The organism is Streptomyces sp. CB02414 (assembly GCF_001905385.1).
Lineage (GTDB): Bacteria > Actinomycetota > Actinomycetes > Streptomycetales > Streptomycetaceae > Streptomyces.
Map to the genome: position 1 here is coordinate 220,567 of NZ_LIPF01000008.1, position 13,040 is coordinate 233,606.

The following is a 13,040-nucleotide window of genomic DNA, read 5'->3' on the forward strand; positions in this document are numbered from 1 at the left end:
CCGTCACCCGGGCAGCACGGGCGAGGAAGGCGTACCCTGCTCGTCCCTCGGCGGAGCGGACCCGTGCCCGTCTCGCTGCGCGGGCACGACGGCGGCGGACGCCGCGCCGGGCACGGCCCCGGCCCGGGAGGGCGAGGGCACCCGGCTCCGGCCGAAGCGGCGCATGGCAGGTACCTCCACCGTCCGGTACAGCACCCACGCGAGCACCAGAGCCGACAGACAGAACGCGGCCATCAGGGCGAAGCCCGCGGCCACCGGCCAGGTGCGCTCCCGTCCGCCGATCAGCTGATGGCCGTACGCGATCACCGCGATGTGGACCATGTAGAAGGCGAAGGAGACCTCGCCCGTCCACACCATGATCCGGCCGCCGAGGAAGCCCGTCCGGCCCTCGGCGTCCGCCGTGGCGGCCGCCGGGATCAGCAGCGCCAGCGGCAGGGCGGCCGCCGCCACCAGGCCGTACTCCAACGGCACGTACAGCGCCGTGACATAGCCGGCGAGCAGCAGCAGGGAGGCGGGCGCGACACCGAGCCGAATCCACTTCCCGCCGAGCACGATCAGCGCCATCAGGATGCCGAGCGCGAACTCGAGGAGCCGCACCGGCGGGAAGAACGAGATCGCGAAGTGGTGCCAGGACGAGACGGCTGGGTCCCAGGGCAGCAAGGGTTTCCCCGGCAGCAGTGCCCGGACCACGGCAGGCAGCGTGACGATCAGCGCGACGGTGGCCAGTGCCCAGCCCCACAGGCGCTCCGGCCGGATCCTCGACAGGGCGCGCATCAGCCACGGGAAGCTCAGATAGAAGAGCATCTCGCAGGCGAGGGTCCAGCTCACTGGGTTCCCCGCCACCGAGTACGAGACCTCCGGCAGCCAGGCCTGGAGGAGGAAGAGGCTTGCGACGCTCGGCAGCCAGCCGTCCAGGTCGTCGAGGTGCGGCACGGTCTCGAACGGGGAGGCCGCGATACCGGTGGTGACCATCAGCAGGACCACCAGGGCCCAGGTCGCGAAGTGGTTGGGGAGGATCTTGGCGAAACGCCTGCGCCAGAACCGGCCCTTGGTGTCATCGGACCGTGCCGACCAGGCGAGGACGAAGCCGCTGAGGACGAAGAAGAAGGAAACGCCTACCCCGCCCGCCGCGCTGAACACGAACTGCACGTCCTGGTTCAGCTCGGTGCTGTGGAACAGGCCGGAGGTCGAGATGTGGAAGAAGAAGACGAGCAGCGCCGAAATGCCGCGCATTCCGGTGAGCGTGGGGAGCCGGGTGGCCGGTCGCCCGTTCACGGCTGGGACGGAGGGGTTCGTCACGGGTCAGGCCTCTTCCCGTACCGTGATGGCCCCCGCCGGGCAGCAGTCGACGGCCGCGTACACCTCGCGGGTCAGCTCGGCGGACGGACGCTCGACGAGCAGCAGCACGCGGCCGTCAGTGTCGTCCTGGTCGAAGATCTCCGGCAGCGCCGAGGCGCACTGTCCGGAGCTGCAGCACTTGTCGGTGTCGGTGCTCAGCAACAGGCCCATGCCGCTCACCACTCCACCGGGAGCGTGAAGAGCCCGTAGATGTTGCCGCCGTGCCGGAAATCCAGTTCCTCCAGCGGCTTGGCGACCCTCAGGCCGGGCAGCCGACGCAGCAGGCCGGCCAGCGCGGACTGGAGTTCGATACGGGCCAAGGGCTGGCCCAGGCACTGGTGGACACCGAAGCCGAAAGCCATGTGGCGGTGCGCGTTGCGCTCGATGTCCAGAGTGTCGGGATCGTCGAAGGCGTCCGGATCCCGGTTGGCGGCGCCGATCTGGAGCAGTACGCCCTCACCGGCCCGGATGACGGTGCCGCCGATCTCCATGTCCTCGCGGGCGACCCGCTGGAGTCCGGTGGGGACGATGCTCTGGTGTCGCAGGATCTCCTCCACGGCGGCCGGTACCAGCTCGGGGTCGGCGACGAGCTTCTCCCACTGCCCGGGCTGCTGTTGCAGGGCGAGGACGCCCAGGCCTATCTGGTTGGCCGTCGTCTCGTGGCCCGCGATGAGCAGGTTCAGGGCCATCCCGGCGACCTCGTGGCGGCTGAGACGACCGGGTGTCTCCTGCTCGGCGACGAGCCGGCTGATCACGTCGTCGCCAGGCTTCTCCGCCTTCTCGCCGGCCAACCGGACGAGGTACTCGGCGAGTTCGCCGAGCGCGGTGTTCACGTCCTGCGGCGCTGCCGTGGTGTCCTGCACCATCTGGCTGCGCTTTTGGAAGTAGGCGTGGTCCTCGTACGGCACGCCGAGCATCCGGCAGATGACCATCGAGGGCAGCGGCAGCGCGAAGGCCTCCATCAGATCGGCCTGCGATGCGGTCGCCGTCATTCTGTCGAGCAGAGCGTCCACAGTGGCGTCGATCTCGGCGCGCATGGCCTCCATGCGCTTGACGATGAACTCCTGGGTAAGCATGCGGCGTTGTGCCGTGTGCTCGGGCGGATCCATCCGTACGAAGGTGATGAGGGCCTCGCCGATCGCCTCGGCCTGTGCGGCGGAGAGGAACGGGAAGCCGTGGCGGCGGACGTCGGAACTCAGCCGGGGGTCGCGCAGCGCCGCGCGGATGTCGGCGTGCCGGGTCACCAGCCACGGCCGGCTGCCGTCCCAGAGGGTGACGCGGGTGACGGGTTTGTCCCGGCGCAGCTCGCCGAGGAGCGGTGGCGGGTCCATCGGGCACCCGGTGGCGGCGAGGGGAAATGCGGGGGCTTCGGACTCGGTGGCAGTCATCGGCGCGGACCTCCGGATGTAGCGGCACTCTGCCGGCGTTCACGGACGTTCGCCCACCGCGCGCCCGGCGCGTCGCGACGACGCGTGCCGGGCGCGGCGCACCAGGTCAGGGTTGCGCGGGGTGGGAACGGATGGTGACGCTATCCGGGAGTGTCGGGCCGATGCCAACGAAGTTGACGCCGCCTTGTCGACTTCGCAAACCTTTGACAATCACTGCATTTCGACGGCCCTCGCGGGTTCGGCACCGAACGCCTTGAGGAAGGTGCGGACCGCGCCCTCCGCCAGCTCGCGCAGGTCCTCCTCGGGGAGCTGCTCCGTACCGAACTTCGACCGTGCCTCCACCGGGCCGGTCAGCAGCGCGATGAACTGCTCCGCCGCCTGGGTCGGGTCGGTCGTCCGCAGCCGGCCGTCGAGTGTGAGGCGCGCGAGCCGGTCGGCAAGCGCCCCGGTCACACGGTTGGTCCCGCCGCCGCGCACGGTCTCCAGCAGGTCGGGGAAGCGGGCGACCTCCGCGTAGAGCAGGCGGCGGAGGGCCCACGAGCGGTCGCTCGAGTAGCACTGGAGCAGCCGCAGTCCCACGTTCTGAAGCGAGGCCCGCAGGTCGTCGCCCGGTTCGGTGAGCTGCTCGACGACCGCGAGATTCTCGGCCTGCGCGGTCTCCGCGGCCACCTCGATCGCGTTGCGGAAGAGGTTCGCCTTGTCGCTGAGGTGGTTGTAGACGGTCGGCTTGGCGACGTTCGCCTCGGCCGCGATCTCCTTCACGCAGGCGTTCGAGTACCCCTCGCGGGCGAACACGGTGAACGCGGCGTCCAGGATCGCCTGCCGCTTGTCGATGCGTCCTCGGGAGGTCCTGGGCCTCGACGCCGTGGTCGTACTCGCTCCGGTCACCCCGCCATCGTACCGCTGGGTGTGTCTGGCTGAACCGGCCGGTTCAAATTTATGGACAGTGCGGTTGCGTCGGACTAGGAGGATCACTAGATTGAACCCGCTGGTTCAATATGGATCTGAGAACTCAACCGGAGAAGCGATGACGCAAGTACGGGATGACCGTCTGGAACCCGCGCTGGTGCGGCTGATCGCCGTTGTCCTGCTGGGCGGGATGCTGGGCATCCTCAACAGCACGATGGTGGCCGTAGCGATCGACCCCCTGAGCAAAGAGTTCGACACGTCTCTCAACACCATCGGCTGGGCCTCCACCGGCTTCCTGCTGGCCGTCACCGCCATGATTCCGTTCACCTCGTGGGCGGTTGACCGGTTCGGCAGCAAGCGCATGTGGATCACCGGCCTGCTGCTCTTCCTCGGCGGCTCGCTCGCCTGTGCCCTGGCCTGGGACGTCGGCAGCCTCATCGCCTTCCGGGCGGTGCAGGGCGTCGGCGCGGGCATCCTCGACCCGCTCGTGCTCGTCCTCCTCGCCCGTGCGGCGGGCCCCTCCCGGGCCGGTCGCGTCATGGGCCTGATGGGTGTCGTCCTCTCCCTCGGGCCGGTGCTCGGACCGATCGCAGGCGGCGCCATCCTCGAGGGGCTGTCCTGGCGCTGGATGTTCCTGCTCAGCCTGCCTGTGGGCCTGATCGCGCTGCTCCTCGCGGTGAAGGTCGTGCCGGCCGACCCGCCGCGCGGCTCCGACGAGCCGTTCAGCAGGCTCGACGTCATCGGTCTCGCGCTGCTCGGCCCGGCCTTCGCGGTGCTCGTCCTCGCCATGACGCAGTCCGCCGAACGCGTCGCGTTCGCCACCTGGCAGGTGCTGACCCCGCTGATCCTCGGCGTTGTGATGCTGCTCGCCTACGGCATCCACGCGCTGCGGGAGCGCCGCTCCACCCCGCCGCTGATCGACCTGCGGCTGTTCAAGAACACCAGCTTCACCGCGAGCGTGACCGTGATGACGCTGAGTGGTCTCGCCACCTTCGCGAGCCTCTTCGCCCTGCCCCTCTACTACCAGCAGGCACACGGCCTCGGCACGTTCGCCTCCGGACTCCTGGTCACCCCGATCGGTCTGGGCGCGGCCCTCGCCATGCCGCTGGCCGGCAGCCTCAGTGACAAGATGGGCAGCCGGGGTCTGGCACAGGGCGGTGCCGTCGTCACCGTCCTCGGGGCGTTCTGCCTCACCCAGGTCAGTGCCGACACCAGCGTGTGGTTGACCTCGATCGCCGCGCTGGTCGTCGGTCTCGGGCTTGGTTTCGTCGGCGCCCCGACCATGGGTGCGCTCTACCGCACCCTGCCCGGCCACCTCGTCCCGCAGGGCAGCTCCGTGCTCTACATGCTCAACCAGCTGGGCGCGGCGATCGGTATCGCCCTGGTCACCGTCATCCTCAAGACCATCGGCGACACCGACGTGATGAAGGGCATCCACGGCGTGTACTGGTTCGCGATCGGCACCCTCGCCGTGCTGCTCGTCGCCACGCTCTTCCTGCCCGGGCGCATCGAGGCCACGCCGACTGCTGTCGGGCCGCCCGACGACGAGCCGCAGAGCGCCCCCGGCCAACCGTCCGTCGACGCCTCCGCGTCCCGCTGAGGCGGACTCCGGACTCGCGAGCCGGACCTCGTCTCCCCCCAGCCCCCGCGCCAGGTCTTCATCCCCCGTACCTGGCGCGGGGTCGACGCGTTTTCCGCCCCGTACCGGTTTCGATGCCGGTACGGGGCTGACGTCGTGCGGTCCGTCCCGCCGCCCCTCCCACCACGCCTTCTGACGCAATCCTGACATTGCCCTGACTTTCACCGGGCATTTCCGGGGAAACCTCTGATGTTCTTTCAAGAAGCCCTGGAGCAAGGGCTATTGGTCACCCGACGGAAGCCGTCGAGAATGAGAGGGCAAAGACTTCCCGAATTTCTGTTCCCAGGAGGAGCCGGGCCCATGAACGCAACGAACCCCCAGGATTCTCAGCAGCCCGACCCGGGCCAGGTCATGGGAATTCTGTCCGGCTACTGGCAGACCAGGATGCTCATCACCGCGACCGAATCCGACCTGTTCACCCAGCTCTCGGGCACTTCGGCCACGGCGGCCGAGCTCAGCGAGCGCCTCGGCTACGTGATGCCCGGCGCCGGCGACTTCTTCCTCGCCCTGGCCGGCCTGGGTCTACTCGAATCGCAGGACGGACGGTACCGCAACTCCCCGGCCGCGGAACGGTTCCTGGTGCGCGGCCGCCCCGAATTCATCGGTGGCTACCTCCAGTTCTGCGACCGCGAACTGAATCCGGCGTGGGACGGCCTCGGCCAGTCGCTGCGTACCGGAAAGCCGCACAACGCTGCGGCCGTCGCAGGCAGCAATCCCTACCACTCGCTCTACGCCGACGAGGAGGCCACCGACTCCTTCCTCGCCAGCATGGACATGTTCAACACCCCGATCGCGGCCCGCGTCGCGGCCCTCGACTGGAGCCGGTACGAGTCCTTCGTCGACGTCGGCGGCGCCCGGGGCAACCTGGCGCACCACCTCGCCTGCGCACACCCGCACTTGAAGGCGGGCGTCTTCGATCTGCCCCAACTCGCCCGCGCCTTCGACAAGCACATGGCGGCCCTCGCGCCCGTCGAACCGATCACCTTCCACGGCGGCGACTTCTTCAGCGACCCGCTGCCCGGAGCCGACGCGCTGATCTTCGGTCACATCCTGCACAACTGGGGAACGGAAGACCGCCTCAAGCTGCTGCGGAGCGCCTACGACGCGGTGCGCCCCGGCGGGGCCGTGATCATCTACGACCCCATGGTGAGCGACGACACCCCGCCGCTGTTCGCCGTGATGGCGAGCCTCAGCATGCTCGTCTGGTCGGCCGGCGGCCACGAGTACTCGGTCGAGGACTGCCACGGCTGGCTGAAGGAGGCCGGCTTCCGCCCCGAGACCGTAGGCCTCGCCAACTCCCAGGACGATGTCCTGATCATCGGTCACAAGGACCGTTGACCCCAGTCGCCCGGCCGGGCAGAAGGGCTCCGTCGTGCGTAAGGTGCTCATAGCCAACCGTGGCGAAATCGCTGTCCGTGTCGCTCGGGCGTGCCGGGATGCGGGGATCGCGAGCGTTGCCGTCTACGCGGATCCGGACCGGGACGCTCTGCATGTCCGCGCGGCCGACGAGGCGTTCGCGCTGGGCGGTGACACCCCGGCGGCCAGCTATCTGGACGTGGGCAAGGTGCTGCGGGCGGCCGAGGACACGGGCGCGGACGCGGTCCACCCGGGGTACGGGTTCCTTTCCGAGAACCCGGACTTCGCGCAGGCGGTGATCGACGCGGGCCTTACGTGGATCGGCCCGCCGCCGCAGGCGATCCGGGACCTGGGTGACAAGGTCGCGGCCCGGCATATCGCGCAGCGTGCCGGTGCCGCGCTGGTCGCCGGCACCCCCGACCCGGTGGCGGGCGTGGACGAGGTCGTCGCGTTCGCCCGGGAGCACGGTCTGCCGATCGCGATCAAGGCCGCGTTCGGTGGCGGTGGGCGTGGCCTGAAGGTCGCCCGCACCCTGGAGGAGGTCCCCGAGGTGTACGAATCCGCGGTCCGCGAGGCGGTGGCCGCGTTCGGTCGGGGGGAGTGCTTCGTGGAGCGCTACCTGGACGAGCCCCGCCACGTCGAGACCCAGTGTCTGGCGGACAGCCACGGCAATGTGGTCGTGGTGTCCACCCGTGACTGCTCGCTGCAGCGCCGCCACCAGAAGCTGGTGGAGGAGGCCCCCGCCCCCTTCCTGACCCCGGAGCAGAACGCGGAGCTGTACGCGGCCTCGAAGGCGATCCTGAAGGAGGCCGGGTACGTCGGTGCGGGGACGGTGGAGTTCCTGGTCGGTCCGGACGGCACGGTCTCCTTCCTGGAGGTCAACACCCGTCTCCAGGTCGAGCACCCGGTCACCGAGGAGGTCACCGGCATCGACCTGGTCCGGGAGATGTTCAGGATCGCCGACGGCGAGGCCCTCGGCTACGGCGACCCGGCGGTGCGCGGACACTCCTTCGAGTTCCGGATCAACGGCGAGGACCCGGGCCGGAACTTCCTGCCCGCCCCCGGCACCGTGACCGCCTTCGCCCCGCCCGCCGGTCCCGGTGTCCGCCTGGACGCGGGTGCGGAGACCGGAAGTGTGATCGGCCCGGCCTGGGACAGTCTGCTGGCCAAGCTGATCGTCACCGGCGCCACCCGTGACCAGGCCCTCCAGCGCGCCGCCCGCGCGCTTGCCGAGTTCAAGGTCGAGGGCGTGGCCACCGCCATCCCCTTCCACCAGGCCGTCGTGGCCCACCCCGCCTTCACCGGTGTCCCGTTCACGGTCCACACCCGCTGGATCGAGACCGAGTTCGTCAACACCATCGCCCCCTACGCCCCGGCCGGTGCGGTGGAGGCGGAGGAGGACGGGACCGGCCGCGAGACCATCGTCGTCGAGGTCGGCGGCAAGCGCCTCGAAGTGTCCCTGCCGTCCTCGCTGGGCACGTCCCTGGCCCGTAACGGGCTCGCCGCCGGAGCCAAGCCCAAGCGCCGCGCCGCGAAGAGGTCCGGCCCGACCGCCTCCGACGACACCCTGGCCTCCCCGATGCAGGGCACCATCGTCAAGGTCGCCGTCGAGGAGGGCCAGCACGTCCAAGAAGGCGAACTCATCGTCGTCCTGGAAGCCATGAAAATGGAGCAGCCCCTCAACGCCCACCGCACCGGCACCGTCGAGGGCCTCACCGCCGAGGTCGGCGTCTCACTCACCACCGGCGCCCCGATCTGCGAAATCAAGGACTGACCCCCCGCCAAGCTCCGGATGTCAACGTCCGCCCGCCGCCACACCACGAGGAATCCGTATGGCCACACGTCTGTTCACTTCGGAGTCCGTGACCGAGGGTCACCCCGACAAGATCGCCGACCAGATCAGCGACACCGTTCTCGACGCGCTTCTGCGTGCGGACCCCACCTCCCGTGTCGCCGTCGAGACGCTGATCACCACCGGTCTCGTGCACGTCGCCGGTGAGGTGACCACCAAGGCATGGGTGGACATCCCCACCCTGGTCCGGAACAAGATCCTGGAGATCGGGTACGACTCCTCGAAGAAGGGCTTCGACGGTGCGTCCTGCGGCGTGTCGGTGTCGATCGGGTCGCAGTCCCCGGACATCGCGCAGGGTGTCGACTCGGCGTACGAGTCCCGGGTCGAGCGTGCCGCCGCAGGTGACGAGGGTGATGCGTTGGACAAGCAGGGCGCTGGTGACCAGGGGCTGATGTTCGGTTACGCGTCGGACGAGACACCGGAGCTGATGCCGCTGCCGGTTCACCTCGCTCACCGGCTGTCGCGCCGGCTGACCGAGGTGCGCAAGAACGGTACGATCCCGTACCTGCGCCCGGACGGCAAGACGCAGGTCACGATCGAGTACGACGGTGACAAGGCCGTCCGCCTGGACACGGTCGTAATCTCCTCGCAGCACGCCTCGGACATCAATCTGGAGTCGCTGCTGACGCCCGACGTTCGCGAGTTCGTCGTGGAGCACGTGCTGAACCAACTGGACGAGGACGGTCTCAAGCTCGACACCGACGGCCACCGGTTGCTGGTGAACCCGACCGGGCGATTCGAGATCGGTGGCCCGATGGGTGACGCCGGCCTGACCGGCCGGAAGATCATCATCGACACGTACGGCGGCATGGCCCGCCACGGCGGCGGCGCCTTCTCCGGCAAGGACCCGTCCAAGGTCGACCGCTCCGCCGCCTACGCCATGCGCTGGGTCGCCAAGAACGTCGTGGCCGCCGGCCTCGCCTCCCGCTGCGAGGTCCAGGTCGCCTACGCCATCGGCAAGGCCGAGCCCGTCGGCCTCTTCGTCGAGACCTTCGGCACCCACACCGTCGAGACCGTGAAGATCGAGAAGGCGATCGACGAGGTCTTCGACCTCCGCCCGGCCGCCATCATCCGCGACCTCGACCTGCTCCGCCCGATCTATGCCCGGACCGCCGCCTACGGCCACTTCGGCCGCGAGCTGCCGGACTTCACCTGGGAGCGCACCGACCGCGTGGACGAGCTGAAGAAGGCTGCGAAGAACTGACTCGGAAGGACCCCCACCCGTGCGCATCGCCGTGACCGGCTCGATCGCCACCGACCATCTCATGGCCTACCGGGGCCGCTTCACCGAGCAGTTCCTTGGCGACCGGCTCGACCGAGTCTCGCTCTCCTTCCTCGCGGACAGCCTCGAAGTGCGCCACGGGGGAGTGGCCGCGAACATCTCCCTCGGCCTCGCCCGCCTCGGCGTCGCCCCCGTACTCGTCGGGGCCGCCGGCAAGGACTTCGCCGAGTACGGCAGCTGGCTGCGCGACAACGGCGTGGACACCGCCCACGTCCATCTCAGCGAAACCCTCCACACCGCCCGTTTCGTGTGCACCACGGACCTCGACCACAACCAGATCGCGACGTTCTACGCCGGCGCCATGACTGAGGCCGTCCACGCGACCCTGACATCCGTCCAGGAGCGTACCGGGCGGCTGGACCTGGCCCTGGTGGGCCCGAACGACCCCCGCGCGATGCTCCTTCTCACCCGCGAGTGCCGGCGTCTGGGCATCCCGTTCGCCGCCGACCCCTCCCAGCAGCTCGCCCGGCTGTCCGGCCCGGAGGCCCGCCGCCTGGTGCGCGGCGCCCGCTTCCTGTTCACCAACGAGTACGAGGCGGCCCTGCTCCAGGAGCGCACCGGCTGGACGGAGGAAGAGGTACTGCGCCAGGCCGGCGTCTGGCTGCTGACCCGTGGCGCGGCCGGGGTGGACATCGGCCGGTCCGGCCAGCCCTGGCTGCACGTCGACGCCGTCCCCACCACGGCCGTCGGCGAGCCGACGGGGGTCGGCGACGCCTTCCGCGCCGGTTTCCTCGCCGGCGTGGCCGGGGGATTGTCGTACGAGCCGGCGGCCCGGCTCGGATGCGCCCTGGCGACCGTGGTGCTCCAGGTCGTCGGCACGCAGGAGTACAAGCTGTCCGCCACCGAGATGCTGGCGAGCATCGAGGCGTCCTACGGCTCGGACGCCGTACGCGAGTTGGAGCCCCACCTTCCCTCGCTCTGACCCGACCCCGAGGAGACGAACATGACGACGAGGGCTCCGCAACTCTCCTGCGGTGTACGCGAGATCACCCTGGACGCCGGAGGGGTCGCCCTCTCCGGCCTCCTCAGCGAGCCCGGGCACACCCGTGCCCGGGCGGTCGTCGTGGCCGTCCACGGCGGCGGCATGAACGCCGGCTACTTCGACGGCCAGGCCAGCCCCCAGCTGTCCCTGCTGACCCTGGGGGCGAGCCTCGGCTACACCGTCCTCGCCGTCGACCGCCCCGGATACCGCCGCTCGGCCCCCGAACTCCCCGCCGGGCAGCCCCTGGCCGCGCAGGGCAGGGCGCTGCGCGCGGCCCTGCGTGACTTCGCCTCCCGGTACGAAGTCGGCGCCGGGTTCTTCCTGCTCGCCCATTCCTACGGCGGCAAGGTCGCGCTGACCGCCGCTGCCGACCTGGAGGGCCGGGACCTGACCGGTCATGATCTGCTGGGCGTCGACATCTCGGGCTGCGGCCATCTCTACGCCGTCGAGCGTCACGACATTCCCGACTCCCCGGGGCATAGCGCGCCCGCCCGGCGCCAGTGGGCGAAGCACTGGGGCCCGCTGCGGCTCTACCCGCCGAACACCTTCCGTACGAGCGGGGCACTCGTCGCACCCATGCCGGCACAGGAAAGGGCCGACGCCGCCATGTGGCCCCGGCGCTTCCACGAGATCGCGCCGCGGGTCCGCGTACCGGTGCGGCTGACCTTCGCCGAGTACGAGGCGTGGTGGCGGCACGACGAGGCATCCCTGGCCGAACTGGCCGGTGCCTTCTCCGCCGCGCCGCGGGTCCTCGTCGAGCGGCAGCCGGACGCCGGCCACAACGTGAGCCTCGGCTGGGCGGCCCGCGCCTACCATCTGCGCGCGCTCGCCTTCCTGGAATCCTGTCTCGTGGCCCGCGAGGCGTCGCCCGCCCGGCGGCCGGCGGCGGTCTCCTGATCCGATGCGCGAACGACTCCGCACCACCTTCCGTTCCCTGGCCGTCCGCAACTTCCGGCTCTTCGCCGCCGGTCAGATCGTCTCAGTGGCCGGCACCTGGATGATGGTCGTCGCGCAGGACTGGCTCGTGCTCTCCATGACGGGCGATTCCGCCACGGCCTTGGGCGTGGTGACCGCGCTCCAGTTCGCGCCGATGCTGGTGCTCACGCTGTACGGCGGACGGCTCGCCGACCGGTACGACAAACGGCTGCTGCTCACCCTGTGCAACCTTGCCTCCGGCGCGTACGCCGTCGTCCTCGCAGCCCTGGTCCTCGCCGGGGCGCTGGAACTGTGGCATCTCTATCTGTTCGCGTTCTGCCTCGGGACGGTCAACTCCGTCGAGGTGCCGACCCGCATGTCGTTCGTGAGCGAGATGGTCGGTCCGGAGCTGGTCCCCAACGCGTCGGCGCTGAGCGCCGCGTACTTCAACCTCGCCCGGGTCATCGGCCCGGCCCTCGCCGGTCTCGTCATCGCCGCCTGGGGGACGGGGCCGGTGATGGTCCTGAACGCCGCGAGCTATCTGGCCACCGTGACCGCGCTGCGGATGATGCGCCCGGCCGAGTTGCTGCGGGGCGGGCCGCCCAAGGGCCGGGTACGGGTCGTCGACGGGCTCCGGTACACCCGTTCACGCCCCGACCTGCTGCTCTGTCTGCTGCTCGTCGCACTGGTCAGTCTGTTCGGGCTCAACTTCCAGCTCACGATCCCGCTGCTCGCCCGCACCGTCTTCGACGCGGACGCGGCCTCGTTCGGGCTGCTCACCACAGCGTTCGCGGCCGGCTCCCTGCTGGCCGCCTTCGCCACTACCGCCCGCCGGGGCAGACCCTCCAGCCGTACGGTGACGGGCGCCGCGCTCGCATTCGGCGTCCTGGAGACGGCGACCGGCTGGGCCGCGGGCTTCGGGGAGGCGGTCGTCCTCCTCGCGCTCACCGGCTTCGCGTCGATCTGGTTCGCCCAGGCCGCGAACCACCGCGTCCAGCTCGGCTGCGACCCACGGTACCGGGGGCGCGTCCTCGCCCTCTACACGTTGATCCTCCAGGGCACCACTCCCCTGGGAGCCCTGCTCGTCGGCCGGCTCGCCGCGGACTTCGGTGCACGCAGCGCGCTGTACGGGGGCGGGCTCGCCTCGGTCGCCGCGGCCCTGTGTCTGCTGCTCGCCGGGCGCACCCGCGCATTCGGCGAGCGGCCTGGGAACGCGGTCGCGGCCGACCCGATCGCCGTGGGGGCGCGTCCGGAAAACGGCACGGTGGAGGTGAAGGGGGGAGACGGGGGCGCGGAAGAGCGAATCTCGCGCTCGACGAGCTCGCGCGGGCGGGCCATCGAGTAGCCGTCACGCGCGGGGGCTTCGTCGGCGATGATCT

11 protein-coding genes are annotated in these 13,040 nt (G+C 70.3%); 7 read left to right on the top strand and 4 right to left on the bottom strand.

The window, feature by feature from the left end; genetic code table 11:
* Positions 1–3: 3 nt before the first annotated feature.
* The 4 genes from AMK11_RS26220 to AMK11_RS26235 all read right to left on the bottom strand — a co-directional run bounded on the left by AMK11_RS26220 (position 4) and on the right by AMK11_RS26235 (position 3,614).
* A complete protein-coding gene (locus AMK11_RS26220) occupies positions 4–1,233 on the bottom strand; it encodes an acyltransferase family protein (protein ID WP_143194599.1) in 1,230 nt (409 codons plus the stop codon).
* Between the two features lie 69 nt (positions 1,234–1,302).
* Positions 1,303–1,509 (bottom strand): ferredoxin, encoded by a 207-nt coding sequence (locus AMK11_RS26225; RefSeq protein ID WP_073730523.1) that lies wholly within the window; start codon positions 1,507–1,509, stop codon positions 1,303–1,305.
* 5 nt (positions 1,510–1,514) lie between these two features.
* The gene (locus AMK11_RS26230; RefSeq protein WP_073730524.1) at positions 1,515–2,726 is read right to left on the bottom strand and encodes a cytochrome P450; all 1,212 of its coding nucleotides are present in this window, start codon (positions 2,724–2,726) and stop codon (positions 1,515–1,517) included.
* A 210-nt stretch (positions 2,727–2,936) separates the two neighbouring features.
* A complete protein-coding gene (locus AMK11_RS26235) occupies positions 2,937–3,614 on the bottom strand; it encodes a TetR/AcrR family transcriptional regulator (protein ID WP_073730525.1) in 678 nt (225 codons plus the stop codon).
* 139 nt (positions 3,615–3,753) lie between these two features.
* Here AMK11_RS26235 and AMK11_RS26240 point away from each other — a divergent pair, with 139 nt between their 5' ends.
* From AMK11_RS26240 to AMK11_RS26270, 7 genes are all read left to right on the top strand, one after another.
* Positions 3,754–5,235, top strand: a complete 1,482-nt coding sequence (locus AMK11_RS26240) for a DHA2 family efflux MFS transporter permease subunit (RefSeq protein WP_073730526.1) — start codon at positions 3,754–3,756, stop codon at positions 5,233–5,235.
* A gap of 339 nt (positions 5,236–5,574) precedes the next feature.
* Complete coding sequence (locus AMK11_RS26245; protein ID WP_073730527.1) at positions 5,575–6,612, top strand: methyltransferase; 1,038 nt, start codon at positions 5,575–5,577, stop codon at positions 6,610–6,612.
* 34 nt (positions 6,613–6,646) lie between these two features.
* Positions 6,647–8,404, top strand: a complete 1,758-nt coding sequence (locus AMK11_RS26250; RefSeq protein WP_073730528.1) for an acetyl/propionyl/methylcrotonyl-CoA carboxylase subunit alpha — start codon at positions 6,647–6,649, stop codon at positions 8,402–8,404.
* A gap of 58 nt (positions 8,405–8,462) precedes the next feature.
* Positions 8,463–9,686, top strand: coding sequence for a methionine adenosyltransferase (metK, locus tag AMK11_RS26255; protein ID WP_073730529.1), 1,224 nt, complete (start codon positions 8,463–8,465; stop codon positions 9,684–9,686).
* Positions 9,687–9,705: 19 nt separating this feature from the next.
* Positions 9,706–10,686, top strand: a complete 981-nt coding sequence (locus AMK11_RS26260; protein ID WP_073730530.1) for a carbohydrate kinase family protein — start codon at positions 9,706–9,708, stop codon at positions 10,684–10,686.
* A gap of 21 nt (positions 10,687–10,707) precedes the next feature.
* Positions 10,708–11,643, top strand: a complete 936-nt coding sequence (locus AMK11_RS26265) for an alpha/beta hydrolase (protein ID WP_073730531.1) — start codon at positions 10,708–10,710, stop codon at positions 11,641–11,643.
* A gap of 4 nt (positions 11,644–11,647) precedes the next feature.
* Positions 11,648–13,006: an MFS transporter gene (locus tag AMK11_RS26270; protein ID WP_073730532.1), complete on the top strand. Its 1,359-nt coding sequence runs from the start codon at positions 11,648–11,650 to the stop codon at positions 13,004–13,006.
* Positions 13,007–13,040 lie beyond the last annotated feature (34 nt).

Coding starts and splice junctions, on each gene's coding strand:
- AMK11_RS26230 (WP_073730524.1), bottom strand. CDS start 2,726: ATGACTGCCACCGAGTCCGAAGCCCCCGCATTTCCCCTCGCCGCCACC.
- AMK11_RS26225 (WP_073730523.1), bottom strand. CDS start 1,509: ATGGGCCTGTTGCTGAGCACCGACACCGACAAGTGCTGCAGCTCCGGA.
- metK (WP_073730529.1), top strand. CDS start 8,463: ATGGCCACACGTCTGTTCACTTCGGAGTCCGTGACCGAGGGTCACCCC.
- AMK11_RS26240 (WP_073730526.1), top strand. CDS start 3,754: ATGACGCAAGTACGGGATGACCGTCTGGAACCCGCGCTGGTGCGGCTG.
- AMK11_RS26270 (WP_073730532.1), top strand. CDS start 11,648: ATGCGCGAACGACTCCGCACCACCTTCCGTTCCCTGGCCGTCCGCAAC.
- AMK11_RS26245 (WP_073730527.1), top strand. CDS start 5,575: ATGAACGCAACGAACCCCCAGGATTCTCAGCAGCCCGACCCGGGCCAG.
- AMK11_RS26265 (WP_073730531.1), top strand. CDS start 10,708: ATGACGACGAGGGCTCCGCAACTCTCCTGCGGTGTACGCGAGATCACC.
- AMK11_RS26220 (WP_143194599.1), bottom strand. CDS start 1,233: ATGCGCGGCATTTCGGCGCTGCTCGTCTTCTTCTTCCACATCTCGACC.